The sequence below is a fragment of the Streptomyces sp. P1-3 genome (genome assembly GCF_050613155.1).
Taxonomy (GTDB): Bacteria; Actinomycetota; Actinomycetes; order Streptomycetales; family Streptomycetaceae; genus Streptomyces.
Genome location: NZ_CP192512.1, coordinates 3,874,964 through 3,890,948 on the forward strand (window position 1 = coordinate 3,874,964; position 15,985 = coordinate 3,890,948).

Genomic DNA, 15,985 nt, shown 5'->3' on the forward strand with positions numbered 1-15,985 from the left:
CCGACTCGGTGGTTCGCGGGCTTCGCGGGCCGGTCAGCCCGCGAACGCCTCGCGCACCGCGTCGTACTCCCGCGTCCACCACACCGCGAGCGCCGCGGCCGCCGGGAACTGGTGGTCCGCGCGCCGGTCCCCCAACTGGTAGCGCCAGCGCAGCATCCAGAAGTCGTTGAGCCGTTCCCACCACACCCGGTGTGCGGCGGCGGCCAGTTCGGCGGGCCCGGCGCCCGTGGTGCGGCGGTAGGCGCGGGCGTATCCGCGCACCTTGGTCAGCTCCAGCGTGCCGCCGGGCCGGACGAAGAAGATCGCGGCGGCCCGTACCGCCTCCTCCGCGCGCGGCTGCACGCCCAGCCGGTCCCAGTCCACGATCGCGGCGGGTTCCGCATCCCGGTAGAGCAGGTTCAAGGGGTGGAAGTCGCCGTGGACCCAGCCCGTGGCGGGGACGGCGGCGGCCGCCGGACGGCGGTGCGCGTGCCGCTCCAGCAACTCCCGCCGCTCCACCAGCCGGTGCACGGCCAGCTCGTCGAACGCGTCGTGGCCGCGGCGGGCGCGGGCGAGCGCCAGCAGCCGGTCGATGAGGGCGAAGGTGTGCGCGGGGTCGGCGCCGGCCTCGTCCGGGGCGTGCGGCGCCCGGGGCGCGGGCGTGCGCGGGTCGATGACCTCTTCCAGGCAGGTGTGCACCAGCCCCAGCAGGGCGCCCAGCCGGGCGGACTGAGTGTGCGTCAGTTCACCGCCGTCGCGGTGCTGTCCGTCGATCCACGGGTGCAGCGCCCAGCAACGGCCGTCGATGACGGTGACCGTGCGGCCGCCCGTGTCGGCGACGGGCGGCGCGACCGGCAGCCCGAGGGCGTCCAGCCGCAGTGTCACCCGGTGCTGACGGGCGATCGCGGCCCGGTCGCCGTCGAGGTGGTGTTTGAGGAAGTAGCGGCCGCGGGTGGTGGCGAGCCGGTAGCCGCGGTTGAGCAGGCCCTGGGCGAGCGGCTCGCACGAGAGCGGCTCGCCGGGGATGTCGTAGCGCCGCAGCAAGGTGTGCAGTGTCGTCCCGTCGGGAGGGGCGGTCTCGGCGAGGGGGACAGGTGAGCGCGGCACGCGACAGATGTTAAATGACGTGCGTCACGGAGAGTGCTCAGCTTGCGACGCGGCGATACCTGCGATGTGATGGACGGTTACGAACCGTGGTCGCAGACGTAGATACACCGGGTCGTACGGGGCGTCGTCGGCCAGCCGGGGGACCGGTCCCAGGCGCGTGAGCTCATCGGGTTCGGGGCGTACGGCGCGGGCGGTGCCCACGCACTGCACGGACCAGAACTCATCGGCCGCCGCCGCGCCGGCGGGGCCGTCGCCGCCCGCGGTGTCGACACCGTAGGCGACGACGTTCCCGTCGCACGCCCGGTGGTAGCCGTGGCCGCGGTGCAGGCGCAGCAGGACGTCGGCGCCGCTGACGGTGTGCCGGGCCACGGTCACGAAGGGGAGTGCGCCGATGCTCACCGAGATCCGGCCGTAGCGGGTACGGCGGAGCAGGTCCAGGGCGCGGGGATCGCGGTGCTTGTCGGTGGGCATGGCTCCACCTTGCGCTCGCGCTCGGGGGCGTCTGTAGGGGCGGCGGGCCCGTGGTCGCGGGGCTTAGGTCCCGTCCGGCCACCGGTTCAGCCCCGGGGCTGGGGCTGGGGCCGGGGTCAGGGCCGGGGCCGGGGCCGTTCGGTCCTGCGGGCCAGGCCCGGGATCGACCGGTTCGGTCCTGCGGGCCAGGCCCGGGATCGACCGGTTCAGTCCTGCGGGCCCGGGCCGGAGCGGTTCAGTCCTGCGGGCCCGGGCCGGACGCCTGGAGCCGGGCCACGTACGCCGCCGCCTGCGAGCGCCGCTGCATGCCGAGCTTCGACAGCAGGCTGGAGACGTAGTTCTTGATCGTCTTCTCCGCGAGGTGCAGCCGCTCGCCGATCGCGCGGTTGGTGAGCCCCTCCCCGATGAGGTCGAGGATCCGCCGCTCCTGCTCGGTGAGGTTCGCCAGCCGGTCGTCGGTCCGGGGCCCCGCGCCCTCCCGGAGCCGCTCCAGCACCCGCGCCGTGGCCACCGGGTCCAGTAGCGACTTGCCCGCCGCCACGTCCCGCACCGCGGCCAGCAGCTCGCCGCCGCGGATCGCCTTGAGCACGTACCCGGACGCGCCCGCCATGATCGCGTCGAACAGCGCCTCGTCGTCGGCGAAGGACGTGAGCATCAGGCACCGGATGGAGGCGTCCGCCGACCGGACCTCGCGGCACACCTCGACGCCGCTGCCGTCCGGCAGGCGGACGTCGAGTACGGCGACATCGGGGCGGGTGGCCGGGATCCGGACGAGCGCGTCCGCGGCGGTCCCCGCCTCTCCGACCACCTCGATTCCCGGCTCCGCGGAGAGGAGGTCGTGCACGCCACGCCGGACGACTTCGTGGTCGTCAAGGAGAAATACCGTGATTTTTCCTTCTTCGGGCACGGGATCCAGTCTCACACACAAAGTCTTCCCTTGCTCTTGTCCTCGGGATAACGTGCCGCTGTTCCGCGGGCCTGCGGGGCTCTGACCAGTGAAAGTTTCCGATCCTTCGCGATTTACTTGGATATCCAAGCAAAATTGCAGGTCAGGAAGGGTTTCGCAGAGATGTGAAGCACTGGGTAACGTGCTTTTTGCAGGCATCCGCCGGGACACCTGTCACGCCTGGCCGGCCCTCGGCGCACACCACCCCGTGCGCCATCGCCGCCCAGGCGAGCCGCACTGGCCCGTCGGTGGACCCCGGGGGCCGGACAGACGGAGGAGCACACGTGACCGTGGACAGCACTGCCGCGCGCAAGCCACGCCGCAGCAGCACCAAGCGCAGCAGCGCTAAGCAACGCCCGGCGGATGAACCTCAGCTCGTGCAACTGCTGACGCCGGAGGGCAAGCGGGTCGAGCACCCGGACTACTCCATCGACCTGACCCCCGAAGAACTGCGCGGCCTGTACCGGGACATGGTGCTGACCCGCCGCTTCGACGCCGAGGCCACGACTCTCCAGCGCCAGGGCGAGCTGGGCCTGTGGGCCTCGCTGCTGGGCCAGGAGGCCGCGCAGATCGGCTCCGGCCGGGCCCTGCGCGACGACGACTACGTCTTCCCCACCTACCGTGAGCACGGCGTCGCCTGGTGCCGCGAGGTCGACCCGGTCAATCTGCTGGGCATGTTCCGCGGCGTGAACCACGGTGGTTGGGACCCCACGGTCAACAACTTCCACCTGTACACGATCGTCATCGGGTCGCAGACGCTGCACGCCACGGGATACGCGATGGGCGTGGCCAAGGACGGCGCGGATTCCGCGGTCATCGCCTATTTCGGCGACGGCGCCTCCAGCCAGGGCGACGTCAACGAGGCCTTCACCTTCTCCGCCGTGTACAACGCGCCGGTCGTCTTCTTCTGCCAGAACAACCAGTGGGCCATTTCCGAGCCGACCGAGAAGCAGACCCGGGTGCCGCTGTACCAGCGCGCCGCGGGCTTCGGCTTCCCGGGCGTGCGGGTGGACGGCAATGACGTCCTCGCCTGCCTGGCCGTCACCCGGGAGGCGCTGGAGCGGGCCCGCACCGGCCAGGGCCCGACCCTGATCGAGGCGTTCACGTACCGCATGGGCGCGCACACCACCTCCGACGACCCCACGCGCTACCGCAGCTCCGAGGAGCGCGAGCTGTGGGAGGCGCGCGACCCGATCCTGCGGATGCGGACCTACCTCACCGCCGAGGGCTTCGCCGACGAGGCGTTCTTCACCGAGCTGGAGACGGAGAGCGACGCGCTCGCCAAGCGGGTGCGCGACGTGGTGCGGTCGATGCCCGACCCGGAACCCATGTCGCTCTTCGACAACATCTACGCGGACGGACACATGCTGGTCGACGAGGAGCGCGCCGAGTTCGCCGCGTACCACGCATCGTTCGTGACCGATTCCGAGTCCGGTCCCGTGTCCGGTTCCGCGTCCGAGGAGGGCAACTGACATGGCTGTCCAGAAGATGTCGCTCTCCAAGGCGATCAACGCGTCCCTGCGCACCGCGCTGGAGAACGACCCCAAGGTCCTGATCATGGGTGAGGACGTCGGCAAGCTCGGCGGCGTCTTCCGGGTCACCGACGGCCTCCAGAAGGACTTCGGCGAGGAGCGGGTCATCGACACCCCGCTCGCCGAGTCCGGCATCGTCGGCACCGCGATCGGCCTCGCGCTGCGCGGCTACCGCCCGGTGGTGGAGATCCAGTTCGACGGCTTCGTCTTCCCCGCGTACGACCAGATCGTCACCCAGCTGGCCAAGATGCACGCCCGCGCGCTGGGCAAGGTCAAGATGCCGGTCGTCATCCGTATCCCCTACGGCGGCGGCATCGGCGCGGTCGAGCACCACAGCGAGTCGCCCGAGGCGCTGTTCGCGCACGTCGCGGGCCTGAAGGTGATCTCCCCGTCGAACGCGTCCGACGCCTACTGGATGATGCAGCAGGCGATCGCCAGCGATGACCCGGTGATCTATTTCGAGCCGAAGCGCCGCTACCACGACAAGTCCGAGCTGGACACCTCCGCCATCCCCGGCCCGCTGCACGCGGCCCGGGTGGTCCGCGAGGGCACCGACCTCACGCTGACGGCCTACGGGCCGATGGTGAAGGTCTGCCTGGACGCGGCCGCGGCCGCCGCCGAGGAGGGCAAGTCGATCGAGGTCGTGGACCTGCGGTCGATGTCGCCGATCGACTTCGACACCGTGCAGCGGTCGGTGGAGAAGACGCGCAGGCTGGTGGTGGTGCACGAGGCGCCGGTCTTCATGGGCATGGGGTCGGAGCTGGCCGCGCGGATCACCGAGCGGTGCTTCTACCACCTGGAGGCCCCGGTGCTGCGGGTTGGCGGCTTCCACGCCCCGTACCCGCCGTCCCGGCTGGAGGACGAGTACCTTCCGGGACTGGACCGGGTACTCGACGCCGTCGATCGCGCGCTGGCGTACTGAGGGGCTTGAGGAGAGTCGTGACCATGACTGGAACCGATCAGCGCTTCCGCGAGTTCAAGATGCCCGACGTGGGCGAGGGGCTCACCGAGGCGGAGATCCTCAAGTGGTACGTGGCGCCGGGCGACACGGTGACGGACGGCCAGGTGGTGTGCGAGGTCGAGACGGCCAAGGCCGCCGTCGAGCTGCCGATCCCGTTCGACGGCGTGGTGCACGAGCTGCGCTTCGGCGAGGGCATCACGGTCGACGTCGGCACAGTGATCATTTCGGTGGACACCCAGCCCGGCGCGGGGACGCCGTCCGGTACCGGGGCGGAGGCCGCGCCCGCCGCTCCCGAGAAGCCGGCGGAGGAGGCGGAGGGGGAGCCGCAGGGCCGCCAGGCGGTCCTCGTCGGCTACGGCGCCGCGCCGTCGTCGACGAAGCGGCGCCCGCGCAAGCCGGTGCCCGGCAGGGCCGCCCCGGAGGAGCGGCGGGCGGCGTCCGCGATACAGAGTGAGCTGAACGGACACGGCGCGGCCCCGGCCGCCCCGGTCCCCGCGGCCACTACCCCCGCCCCCACCGGGACCTTCACCACCGCGCCGATCGGCGCGCGCCCGCTGGCGAAGCCGCCGGTGCGCAAGCTCGCCAAGGACCTGGGAATCGACCTGGCGACGGTGACCCCGACCGGCCCGGACGGGACCATCACCCGCGAGGACGTGCACGCGGCGGCCTCGGCGGCGGCCCCGGCCGTCGTGCCCGTGACCCCCGAGCCCGTGGCCGTGACCGCCCCCGCTCCGGCCGCTGTCGGCGCGGACCGCGAGCGCCGGGTGCCGGTCAAGGGCGTACGGAAGGCCACCGCGCAGGCGATGGTCTCCAGCGCCTTCACGGCCCCGCACGTCACGGAGTTCATCACCGTGGACGTGACCCGGACGATGAAGCTGGTCCAGGACCTCAAGCAGGACCCGGACATGGCGGGCCTGCGGGTCAACCCGCTGCTGCTGGTCGCCAAGGCCCTGCTGGTCGCCATCCGGCGCAACCCGGACATCAACGCGACCTGGGACGAGGCCAACCAGGAGATCGTCTACAAGGACTACGTCAACCTGGGCATCGCGGCGGCCACGCCGCGCGGCCTGATCGTCCCGAACATCAAGGACGCGGGCACCAAGGCCCTCCCCGAACTGTCCCAGGCCCTCTCCGACCTGGTCGCCACCGCCCGCGAGGGCAAGACCAGCCCGGCGGACATGTCCGGTGGCACGGTCACCATCACCAACGTCGGCGTCTTCGGCGTCGACACCGGCACCCCGATCCTGAACCCCGGCGAATCGGCGATCCTCGCCTTCGGCGCGATCAAGCTCCAGCCGTGGGTCCACAAGGGCAAGGTCAAGCCACGCCATGTGACGACCCTGGCCCTGTCCTTCGACCACCGCCTGGTCGACGGCGAACTGGGCTCGAAGGTGCTGGCGGACATCGCGGCGGTCCTGGAGAACCCGAAGAAGCTGATCACCTGGGCGTAGCCGCCCGTACGACACCGAGAGGGGCCGGAAGCGCAGCCGCGCTCCCGGCCCCTCTCGCCGCGTCTGCGGCTGTCACCGCGCGGCGGTCACCGCTTGTCGGCGCCCATGGCGTGGTACCCGCCATCCACGTGCAGCACGCTGCCGGTGACGCCGCGCGACAGGTCCGAGAAGAGATACGCGACCGTCCCGGCGACAGGACCGGCGTCCCGCACATCCCACCCGAGGGGCGCGCGGCTCCCCCAGGCGTCGGCGAGCCGGTCGAAGCCTGGGATGGACTTCCCCGCCATGGTCCGGATGGGCCCGGCGGAGACGGTGTTGACCCGGATTCCGGCTGGTCCGAGGTCCCGGGCGAGGTAGCGGGTGATGGACTCCAGCCCCGCTTTCGCCACGCCCATCCAGTCGTAGACGGGCCACGCGACGGACGCGTCGAAGTCCAGACTCACGACCGACGCCCCGTTGTCGGCCTTCTCCATCAGCGGGCGCAGTCCCGCCGAAAGCGTCTTCAGTGAAAAGGCGGAGACCTTGACGGCGGTTGCCACGTCGTCCCACTCGGTGTGGAGGAAGTTGCCTCCGAGGGCGGCCTCCGGGGCATAGGCGACAGCGTGCAGCACCCCGTCCACGGCGTTCCACCGCTCGGCCGCCGCGTCGTGGATGGCCTGTACGCCGCCGTCGTCGGTGAGGTCGGCCGGAACGAGCGCCACGGGCTCGGCCGGCAGCCGCTTCGCGATCCGGCCCATGATCGATGAGGGGCGCCCGGGAGCGTTGGTCAGCAGCACCTCGGCACCTTCGTGCATGGCCGTTTCGGCGACCGCGTAGGCGATCGAGTCGTCCGTCAGCACGCCCGAAATGATCAGTCGCTTACCGTCCAGCAGGCTCATGGTTCTCCCCGGCGAGGTAGGTCGTCAGCGTGGCGGGCCCAACGTATTGGCTACCGTCAGGTAGCAGCGGGAGCGCGAGATCGGGCCGGAGCACGCAAGGGGTCACCTTCTGGTCTGCGGTGACGCGGATCCCGCAGCCCAGCCACCCCTCGGCGCATGCGTCCTTGAGGCCGCAGCTCAGGCATAAGGGAGTGGTGTGCTGCCGCTTCGGCGCGTTGACGTTGGTCTCCACTGAGCCGCCGCCCCGGAGCCAGAAGACGATGTTGATCCGCCCGGGGAGCCCGTACGTCCACACCGTGATCCGTTCGACCAGGCTCTCCCACAAGCCGGTCAGTTCCTGCCACGAGACGTGGTGGGTGAGGAACTGAGCCTCCTGGCCGGGCATCCAGAGCACGTCGTACAGGCGGACCCGGAGATTCCGCCGAGCGGCCCAGGCGAGGAAGGCGGGGATGTCGCTGTGGTAGCCGCGTAGGAGGACCCGGTTGACCGTGATGGGCAGTTCCATCCGGTGACAGGCGTCGATGACGGCGAGTGCGTTGTCGAACGCGTCCACGCCCATGATGTCCGCGTACGCGGCACGCTCGAACGCCTGGATGGACAGCACCACGTCCGACAGCCCGGCGGACCTCAGCCGGAGCAGCCAAGGGACGAGATCCAGGCCGTGGCTGACGAGTGACACCTTGGTGATGCCCTGAGCCCGAAGCCGTTCGATGAAGCCCAACAGGTCATCGTCCAGGCGGGGTTGCAGTCCGGCGAGGGTGACGTGGTCGATGCCGAAGTTGGCGCGGAAGTACGCCACCGTGGTGAGCATGCGGTCGAGGTCGGCTTCCGGAACCTTGTTCCGCTCCATTCCCTCGTTGTGGCACCACATGATGTCTTCGCCCGGGTAGCCGCAGCGCATGCGGCATGTGCTGGTGGTCAGGATCCGCAGGTTGCCGAAATGCCCGTCGGCTCGAATCTCTTCCACCGGCACATGGGGGAAACGGGCACGGACGTCTTCAACGGACTGGATCGGAAGGCTGTTGACGCGCTGGACCACCTCGGGCGGAGGGGCCGCGTCACCCCGCCCTTGCACGGGGATGACGGGAAGCAGACGGCGCCGCGCGGCAGAAGCGGTCATCGAACCGGCTCCCGAGTCCAGAGCCCGGCGATGCCGTCTTCGTGCCGACCGTAGAATTTGTGAACCGTCGTATAGATCCCCCACGATTCCAGGACGTCCCGGCTCAGCGGCGTAATGTGGGTGGGGTCCATGGCGAGGACGTCCACGACGTTCGGGTTCGGGGTGGTGATGACGAATCCACGGGTGGCCTTGGCCTTGAACTCCTCGACCAACCGGCCCGGGTCCTTGAGGTGTTCGAGGACTTCCAGCGCGGCGAACCAGCCGAAGGTGTCTTCGGGCTTCCAGACCTCCAAATCGGTCCCGTCGAGCCAGCCGTCCACCGGCACGTACCGTCCGCGCCAGCCGTGGTCCACGCGCAGGCACACGTCGAGTTCCGTGTACCCGGCTCCTACGTCCACGACGATGTCGCGATCGCACAAGCCGCCCCGGCGCATCCGGTCGGCCGCCACCTCGTAGCGAGCTTTGCGCTCGAAGTACGGCCGCCGGTCCAGACGGGCGTACTCCTCGCACTGATTCCTGTGTCGGTTGCGTGTGTCCACTGTCCGACATCCTCCTGTTCTGGTCGCGGTCTTGTTCGGCGCGGTCAGCGGCGCACGGTGGGCCCGGCCATGAGTGCCCTGCGGGCTTTTTCCCGCTTCTCGATGGCCTGCTCCAGCTGGATGCGGTACAGCTCAACCTGGTCCGGAGTGAGGACCAGGACCGATTCCGTCGTGCGGCCATCGGTGTGGTGCATCTCGATACCGAGGGCGGCCTGTTGGGCTCGGTGGTCATACATCACGTCCCGCTTGAGCGGGGTGGTGTGCGTGACGGGAGACCAGGTGCCCCCGGGAGCAGGTGTCTTGTTGTCGCCTGGCATGCGGTATTCGCCTTTCCGTTTGATGGCCGCCAACCGTCTGCGTGATGTTCAGTCAATGCCTGGATACGGACGGTGAGGAGGTGCCAGGCTGTGGGCCCTCTGTAGGCCCGTGTAGGCCCGCCGAAGGGGATGGGGGGCGAAGTGTTCGAAGGTCTGGAGATCGGCGAGCTAATCCGGCAGGCATGCCAGTCACGAGGTTGGGGGCCTGCGAAGCTCGCCAGAGAGTTAGGGATCGCGGAAGGGCGAGGGCCCAACGGGCTCGATCGACAGTCCGTCCGCCGGTGGATGGTGGGCAAACGGAAGCCGGATTACTGGCTTCCGTTCATCGTCGAAGTCCTGGACTTGGATGCAACGCTGGTACGCGCAGGGGAACGCGCCGAGTCCGAACCGGTGGTCGCGGATACCGTGGCGTCAGTCCTCGAATTGGGAAGGAGCGACGTGCTACGGCGGAACTTCCTTGGCGCGACCGGTGCGTACGCCCTCGGCGTCTTGAACCTGCCGGATCCTGAAAGCATCGTTCGACGCACCGCCAACCGCGCGCGGAGTATTCGAGTCGGCTCGGGTGAGATCGTCGCCATCCGGCAGATGACGCAGCGTCTGGGTGATGCGGCCGCCGAGCTGGGAGGCGGCCATGCTCGCCACCTTGCGGTGCGGTACCTGACCGAAGATGTCGGCCCCTGGCTGGAGGGCACGTACACCGAGAACACCGGGCGTGCCCTGTTCGCGGCGTCGTCGCAGCTTGTCCATCTGGCCGGTTGGATGGCTCAGGACGAGGGCAACGATGGCTTGGCCCAGCGGTACTACGCACACGCGTACCGCCTCGCCGCCGAAGCCGGGGACGTGGAACTCTCGGCGACCGCCCTGCGCGGTCTGGCGGTGCAGGCCATCGACCTCGGGCACCGGGCTGTCGCTCTGCGGATCTCGGAGAAGTGTGTCGAGGAGGCCAAGAACCTGGACGACCCACGTGCTGTGTCGTACTACCAGACCACGTTGGCGGATGCCGCCGCGTTGGACGGCGACCGCCGGCTGGCCACCCGCGCGCTGGCCGACTCCCGAGCCGCCATCGAGCGGGCACCGGACGCTCCGCCGGGTGAGTCGTGGGCGTCGCACTTCAGCGTCGGCCGATGGGCCCACCACTCCGGGATGATCCTCGCCCAACTCGGCGATCTGGACGCTGCGACCGACTATCTCGGACAGGCGTTGGACATTCATGGCCTGGACCGTCGGCGTAGCCGCGCCATCGTTCTTGCCGACCTGGGCCAGGTCCACCTGCGGCGAGGCGACCTCGACGCGGCGCTGTCCACATGGGGGGCGTTCCTGGAGTGCGCGGACGGCATCCGGTCAGTGAAGGTGGGGCAGGCCGCGCAGGACATGTACGCGCGTCTGGACCGTCACCGGAGTGTGCCCGAGGCGGCAGAACTCCGGGAGCGCGCGGAAGCGCTGCTGCCGTTGGAATCTGCCACCACGTGAGCGTGAAGGAGACTGGCGTGGCCGAACCGGAGCGCGGCGAGCGCGCGATCAATATCCGCAAGCCCTACTTCGATCTGATCGCGGCAGGCATCAAGACCGTCGAGGTCCGCGTCGGCTACCCCAGCATGCGGAAGATCGCCCCGGGGCTGGTGCTGTGCTTCGTCTCCGGTGATGACGTCCTGCGTACGCGGGTCGTCAAAGTGAAGGAGTACGCCTCCTTCGAGGCCATGCTGGACGCTGAGGACAGCCGTGCCATCGGCGGGGAGGGGAAGAGCCGAGAAGAGCTGCTGGCAGCCTGTCGCGGGATCTATCCCGTCGAGAAAGAGGCGCTCGGCGTCCTCGCGATTCACCTGGAGCTGCTGCCGGCGCGGTAATGCGATTGCCTGGGTAATGGACGTTGCTTACGGTCGGTCGGGTGAGCTTGGAAACGATCATCCGCCCCTATCAGCCGACCGACGAGGAGGCCGTGGTCGATCTGTGGTCGCGGGCTTCTAAGGCCGCGCATCCGTTCATCGACGGGGAGGGCGCGGGCGCCCGGGCGCGGAAGGTGCGGGAGGTCTGTCTCGTACACGCCGACAACTGGGTCGCCGAGACTGCGGAGGGCACCGTCATCGGGCTGCTCGGGCTGCTGGAGGCCGAGATCGGTGGGCTTTTCGTCGCGCCCGAGGCGCAGGGGGCCGGGGTCGGGCGGGTGCTGCTGGAGCATGCCGTCACGTTGCACGGCGAAGTGACGCTGGAGGTCTTCGAGCGGAACGAGCGCGCCCGCCGGTTCTACGACCGTATGGGGTTCGCGGAGCGAGGGCGGCGGACGGACGAGGAGACCGGGCACGAGCTCGTCGCGCTGTGCCGGCCCAAACCGCTGGAGTCGGTGGCCTGGCTGTGTGTACGGGACGGCCGGGTGCTGAACGTACGGACCAAGGGCAAGGACGTCTTCTACCTGCCCGGTGGGAAGTACGAGCCGGGCGAGACCGCGCCGCAGGCGCTGGCTCGGGAGTTGGGTGAGGAACTGGGGTTGGTCGTCGACGCAGATGCCCTGACCGAGGCGTTCACCGTCCATGACGTCGCGCATGGGCAGAACGGCCGCCCGCTGCGGATGCGGTGCTTCACCGGCGGGCCGGACAATATCGATCCAATCCCCGGCCGCGAGATCGCCGAACTCGCCTGGCTGGGGCGCGCGGACAGCGACCGCTGCGCGCCCGCGTACCGGCAGGTGGTCCGCCGGCTCGCCGCTTCGGGTGTGCCGGTGAACTGACGCCACGCACAAGGCGGGCGTACGGCTCAGCGGATGACCTCGATGGCGCAGCGAGCCCCCGAGCCGCGCTGCAGCTTCGCGTCGCCGGTGATCAGTGGGGCGCCCAGGTGCTCGGCCAGCGCGATGTATGCGGCGTCGTACGCCGTGAAATTGGCACGCAGTTCCCAGACCCGGGGCAGGAGATCCGCATGGTGGACGCGCCGGATCGGCAGGGTGGGGAGCAGGTGGAGTGCGTGGTGTGCGTCGGTCGGCTTGATCTTCTTGCCCAGCAGGAGACCGCGGATCGCGCTCGCCGCCTCGATGTCGATGAGTGACGGTGCGGCCAGCGACTGGCCGGACATGCGGGCGGCGCACGCCTTCCCTGTCGGCCCGTGGTCCAGAAGCGCCGCCACCAGCACCGAGTTGTCGATGACGATCACTCGCCGCGCCCTTCACGTTGTGCGGCGAGGATGTCTTCCATGGACACGCTGCTCGTGAGTCCGTCACGGGCGGCCCCGAGCGCTTCGTCGATTGTGGGCTGGAGCGCATCCCGTTCCAGCCGCATGCGCAGGTACTCCTGCAAGGACCGGCCCGACTCGGCCGCGCGTCGGCGCAGTATGGCGTAGGCCTCGTCGTCGAGGTTCCGAATTTGCACAGTAGCCATGCATGCAGAATAGCGCTTAATCAGCGCTACCGCTCCTGGCGAAGGTCCGGATCGTGGACGGCTCTCCCGGCCGTATCCCTGTTGTATCTATGCTGTGGGCATGTCTCCTGCCCCCGCTCCCGCCACGTCTCCCGCGAAGTCAGCCCCCGCCAAGCAGCCGCCCGCCGCCGAGCGGGTCTACGCGCACGTCAAGCAGGGTGTCCTCGACCGGAGCTACGAGGGCGGGACGCTGCTCACCGAAGGGGATCTCGCCGAAGCCGTCGGGGTGTCGCGGACGCCCGTGCGCGAGGCGCTGCTCCGCCTTGAGGCGGAAGGGTTGATCAGGCTCTATCCGAAGAAGGGCGCGCTGGTCCTGCCGGTGTCCGTGCAGGAGATCGCCGACGTGGTCGAGACGCGCCTGCTGGTGGAGGAGTACGCCGCCCGCAAGGCCGTGCCCGCGCCCCCGTCGCTGCTCGCGCGGCTCGAGGAGCTGCTGGAGCGGCAGAGGCGGGAGGCGGCGGCCGGGGATCTGGCGGCGGTGGCGGTGAGCGACCGGTGCTTCCACGCCGAGATCGTGCGGCACGCCGGCAACGAGATCCTCTCCCGGCTCTACGACCAGCTGCGCGACCGGCAGTTGCGCATGGGCGTGGCAGTGATGCACGCGCATCCGGACCGCATCGCCAAGAACATCGCCGAGCACGGGGAGATCCTGCGGGCGCTGCGCGGCGGTGACGCGGACGCGGCCGCCGCAGTCGTGCACCGGCACGTCAGCTGGGTGCGGAACCTGGCGCGGGGCGAGGCGCGATGAGCGTCCCCGCCGGGACGAGCCGCGCCGGCGGCGGGCCCGCGCTGCCCGGGGATCCACCCGGCGGGCGGCGCGCGATCGCCGTCTGGGGCCTGGGCGTCTCGATCTACTTCGTGGCGATCACGTACCGTACGAGCCTGGGTGTGGCGGGTCTGGACGCCGCGGACCGGTTCGACGTCAACGCCTCCGCGCTGTCCACCTTCTCCGTCCTCCAGCTGCTGGTGTACGCGGGGATGCAGATACCCGTCGGCCTGCTGGTCGACCGGCTCGGCACCCGCAAGGTGCTCACCATGGGCATCGTGCTGTACACGACGGGGCAGCTCGGCTTCGCGCTGTCCCACTCCTACGGCATGGCGCTCGCCTCCCGCGCACTGCTGGGCTGCGGCGACGCGATGACGTTCATCAGCGTGCTGCGGCTGGGGGCGCGCTGGTTCCCGGCCCGCCGCGGTCCGCTGATCGCGCAGACAGCCGCGCTCTTCGGCATGGCGGGCAACCTGATCTCGACGCTGGTGCTGGCCCAGCTGCTGCACCGCTTCGGCTGGACCCCGACCTTCGCGGGCAGCGCGCTCGGCGGCGTGCTGGTGCTGGTCCTGGCGCTGCTGTTCCTGCGCGACCACCCCGAGGGGTACGAACCCCCGCCGACCGCGCACGCCGACAAGGGCTTCGTACGGCGCCAGATCGCCGCGGCCTGGCACGAACCCGGCACCCGGCTGGGCATGTGGGTGCACTTCACCACCCAGTTCCCGGCAATGGTCTTCCTGCTGCTGTGGGGGATGCCGTTCCTGGTCGAGGCGCAGGGGCTCGACCGGGCCGCCGCCGGCGAGCTGCTGACCCTGGTGGTGCTGTCCAACATGGTGATCGGCCTGGTCTACGGGCAGGTCATCGCCCGCCACCACGCCGCACGGGCCCCGCTGGCCCTCGGCACGGTCGCCGCCACCGCGCTGCTGTGGGGCGGAGTCCTGGCCTGGCCTGGGGAGCACGCCCCGCGCCTGGTGCTGATCGCGCTGTGCGTCGTACTCGGGGCCTGCGGCCCCGCCTCCATGATCGGCTTCGACTTCGCGCGGCCCGCGAACCCGTCGGAGCGGCTCGGCACCGCGTCCGGCATCGTCAACATGGGCGGCTTCACGGCCTCGATCACCACACTGCTGGCCGTGGGCCTCCTTCTCGACGCCACGGGCGACGACTACCGGATCGCCTTCTCCTCGGTCTTCGTCCTTCAGGCGCTGGGCCTGAGCCAGATCCTGCGCCTGTGGGGCCGGGCGCACCGGCGTGAGCGGGAGCGGGTCATGGCCAGTCGCGTGGAGGCGGTACATGTTCCGGTCTGACGACTGCATATGTGCGTGTTTGTGTACAGATTTGTGCTGTACGTGTTTCCTATTCGACCAGGAGCGATGACGTGACGATTCGGCCGCCTGCGGGCGTGAGCACACCGGCGCTGGTGGTGGACGCGGACATCTTGGAGCGCAACATCGCCAGGATGGCCGACCGGGCCCGCACACTCGGCTTCGCGCTGCGGCCGCACGCGAAGACCCACAAGAGCCCGCGCCTGGCGGAGTATCAGATCCGCGCGGGGGCGACGGGGCTCAGCGTCGCGACCATCGGCGAGGCCGAGATCTTCGCGGACGCGGGGGTCGAGGACCTCTTCATCGCGTACCCGCTCTGGGTGGACGAGGGCAAGGCGCGGCGGCTGCGGAGCCTGGCCGAGCGGGTCGCGCTGAGCGTGGGTGTGGATTCGGTAGAGGGCGCCGCGCAGCTTGGGCGCGCCATGAGCGGCGCCGCTCGGCCGCTCTGGGTCCTGATCGAGATCGACAGCGGCCACCACCGCACGGGCGTCGCCCCGGACCGCGCCGCGGCCGTGGCGCGGGCGGCCACCGACGCGGGTCTGCTGGTGCGGGGCGTCTTCACCTTCCCCGGCCACGGGTACGGGCCCGAGGCCCGCGAGTCGGCGGCTCGCGACGAGGAACGCACGCTGGGCGAAGCGGCCCGCGCCATCGAGGGCATCGGCCTGACGGCCCCCGTGATCAGCGGCGGCTCCACCCCCACCGCGGGCGCGGCGCGGGCCGGCGTGGTCAACGAACTGCGGCCCGGGGTCTACGTCTTCAACGACGCGACCCAGGTCGCGCTGGGCAGCTGCACCGTCCAGGACGTCGCCCTGGCCGCCGCCGCCACCGTCGTCAGCGTGCCCGCGCCCGACCGCTTCGTCCTCGACGCGGGGAGCAAGATCCTCAGTACGGACACCTCGCCGCACGCGCCCGGCCACGGGCTCCTCCCGGAGCTGCCCGGCGCGGTCGTCACCTCGCTCTCCGAGCACCACGCCGTCGTCACGCTGGCACCCGGCACTCCGCCGCCGCGGCCCGGCACGCTCCTGGCCGTCGTACCCAACCACGTGTGTACGGCGGTGAACCTGGCCGACGAGCTCCTGGTGACCCGGGGCGGCGCGGTGGTCGACCGCTGGCCTGTCACGGCCCGCGGGGCGAACTCCTGACCGGCGGCGCTCGGCCGCGACGGTGAGACAAGGGGAGGGACGGAAGGGGG

The 15,985-nt window shown here is 70.5% G+C and carries 18 protein-coding genes; 9 read left to right on the plus strand and 9 right to left on the minus strand.

Translation table 11 applies throughout. From position 1 onward, the window contains the following. Positions 1 to 33: 33 nt before the first annotated feature. The 3 genes from ACQUSR_RS16550 to ACQUSR_RS16560 all read right to left on the minus strand — a co-directional run bounded on the left by ACQUSR_RS16550 (position 34) and on the right by ACQUSR_RS16560 (position 2,464). Positions 34 to 1,086, minus strand: a complete 1,053-nt coding sequence (locus ACQUSR_RS16550) for a phosphotransferase (protein WP_431043335.1) — start codon at positions 1,084 to 1,086, stop codon at positions 34 to 36. Between the two features lie 24 nt (positions 1,087 to 1,110). Next, the gene (locus ACQUSR_RS16555) at positions 1,111 to 1,557 is read right to left on the minus strand and encodes a pyridoxamine 5'-phosphate oxidase family protein (protein WP_431043336.1); all 447 of its coding nucleotides are present in this window, start codon (positions 1,555 to 1,557) and stop codon (positions 1,111 to 1,113) included. Between the two features lie 235 nt (positions 1,558 to 1,792). Beyond that, on the minus strand, positions 1,793 to 2,464 hold the full coding sequence (locus ACQUSR_RS16560; protein ID WP_431047633.1) for a response regulator: 672 nt from the start codon (positions 2,462 to 2,464) through the stop codon (positions 1,793 to 1,795). A gap of 323 nt (positions 2,465 to 2,787) precedes the next feature. Between ACQUSR_RS16560 and pdhA the strand changes: the two genes are divergently transcribed. From pdhA to ACQUSR_RS16575, 3 genes are read left to right on the plus strand one after another with little or no spacing between them, the layout of a single operon-like run. Continuing rightward, a complete protein-coding gene (gene pdhA, locus ACQUSR_RS16565) occupies positions 2,788 to 3,975 on the plus strand; it encodes a pyruvate dehydrogenase (acetyl-transferring) E1 component subunit alpha (protein ID WP_431043337.1) in 1,188 nt (395 codons plus the stop codon). A gap of 1 nt (position 3,976) precedes the next feature. Further along, entirely contained in the window at positions 3,977 to 4,957 is a 981-nt protein-coding gene (locus tag ACQUSR_RS16570; RefSeq protein WP_431043338.1) for an alpha-ketoacid dehydrogenase subunit beta, read from the plus strand. A gap of 23 nt (positions 4,958 to 4,980) precedes the next feature. Beyond that, the gene (locus ACQUSR_RS16575) at positions 4,981 to 6,447 is read left to right on the plus strand and encodes a dihydrolipoamide acetyltransferase family protein (protein ID WP_431043339.1); all 1,467 of its coding nucleotides are present in this window, start codon (positions 4,981 to 4,983) and stop codon (positions 6,445 to 6,447) included. Positions 6,448 to 6,533: 86 nt separating this feature from the next. On the opposite strand, the gene fabI is transcribed toward ACQUSR_RS16575, so the two are convergent. From fabI to ACQUSR_RS16595, 4 genes are all read right to left on the minus strand, one after another. Beyond that, a complete protein-coding gene (fabI, locus tag ACQUSR_RS16580; RefSeq protein ID WP_431043340.1) occupies positions 6,534 to 7,325 on the minus strand; it encodes an enoyl-ACP reductase FabI in 792 nt (263 codons plus the stop codon). After that, positions 7,306 to 8,292 carry a radical SAM protein gene (locus ACQUSR_RS16585; protein ID WP_431043341.1) on the minus strand — a complete coding sequence of 329 codons (987 nt, stop codon included), beginning with the start codon at positions 8,290 to 8,292 and terminating at the stop codon, positions 7,306 to 7,308. Before ACQUSR_RS16585 ends, fabI begins: the two co-directional genes overlap by 20 nt. Positions 8,293 to 8,441: 149 nt before the next feature. Further along, a complete protein-coding gene (locus tag ACQUSR_RS16590) occupies positions 8,442 to 8,984 on the minus strand; it encodes a hypothetical protein (RefSeq protein ID WP_431043342.1) in 543 nt (180 codons plus the stop codon). 44 nt (positions 8,985 to 9,028) lie between these two features. After that, a complete protein-coding gene (locus ACQUSR_RS16595; protein WP_431043343.1) occupies positions 9,029 to 9,301 on the minus strand; it encodes a hypothetical protein in 273 nt (90 codons plus the stop codon). 141 nt (positions 9,302 to 9,442) lie between these two features. On the opposite strand from ACQUSR_RS16595, the gene ACQUSR_RS16600 reads away from it, so the two are divergent. The 3 genes from ACQUSR_RS16600 to ACQUSR_RS16610 are packed head-to-tail and all read left to right on the plus strand — an operon-like array spanning position 9,443 to position 12,023. Next, entirely contained in the window at positions 9,443 to 10,771 is a 1,329-nt protein-coding gene (locus ACQUSR_RS16600) for a tetratricopeptide repeat protein (protein WP_431043344.1), read from the plus strand. Positions 10,772 to 10,788: 17 nt separating this feature from the next. Then, positions 10,789 to 11,145, plus strand: a complete 357-nt coding sequence (locus ACQUSR_RS16605) for an ASCH domain-containing protein (protein ID WP_431043345.1) — start codon at positions 10,789 to 10,791, stop codon at positions 11,143 to 11,145. A gap of 41 nt (positions 11,146 to 11,186) precedes the next feature. Next, entirely contained in the window at positions 11,187 to 12,023 is an 837-nt protein-coding gene (locus ACQUSR_RS16610; RefSeq protein WP_431043346.1) for a GNAT family N-acetyltransferase, read from the plus strand. A 26-nt stretch (positions 12,024 to 12,049) separates the two neighbouring features. Here ACQUSR_RS16610 and ACQUSR_RS16615 read toward each other — a convergent pair whose 3' ends face one another. Continuing rightward, positions 12,050 to 12,442, minus strand: a complete 393-nt coding sequence (locus tag ACQUSR_RS16615) for a type II toxin-antitoxin system VapC family toxin (protein ID WP_431043347.1) — start codon at positions 12,440 to 12,442, stop codon at positions 12,050 to 12,052. Further along, positions 12,439 to 12,666: a FitA-like ribbon-helix-helix domain-containing protein gene (locus ACQUSR_RS16620; RefSeq protein ID WP_431043348.1), complete on the minus strand. Its 228-nt coding sequence runs from the start codon at positions 12,664 to 12,666 to the stop codon at positions 12,439 to 12,441. Before ACQUSR_RS16620 ends, ACQUSR_RS16615 begins: the two co-directional genes overlap by 4 nt. Before the next feature lie 100 nt (positions 12,667 to 12,766). Here ACQUSR_RS16620 and ACQUSR_RS16625 point away from each other — a divergent pair, with 100 nt between their 5' ends. From ACQUSR_RS16625 to ACQUSR_RS16635, 3 genes are all read left to right on the plus strand, one after another. Next, complete coding sequence (locus tag ACQUSR_RS16625) at positions 12,767 to 13,453, plus strand: GntR family transcriptional regulator (RefSeq protein WP_431043349.1); 687 nt, start codon at positions 12,767 to 12,769, stop codon at positions 13,451 to 13,453. Continuing rightward, positions 13,450 to 14,775 carry an MFS transporter gene (locus tag ACQUSR_RS16630; protein ID WP_431043350.1) on the plus strand — a complete coding sequence of 442 codons (1,326 nt, stop codon included), beginning with the start codon at positions 13,450 to 13,452 and terminating at the stop codon, positions 14,773 to 14,775. Before ACQUSR_RS16625 ends, ACQUSR_RS16630 begins: the two co-directional genes overlap by 4 nt. A 71-nt stretch (positions 14,776 to 14,846) precedes the next feature. Further along, the gene (locus ACQUSR_RS16635) at positions 14,847 to 15,935 is read left to right on the plus strand and encodes an alanine racemase (protein WP_431043351.1); all 1,089 of its coding nucleotides are present in this window, start codon (positions 14,847 to 14,849) and stop codon (positions 15,933 to 15,935) included. The last annotated feature ends 50 nt before the right edge of the window (positions 15,936 to 15,985 follow it).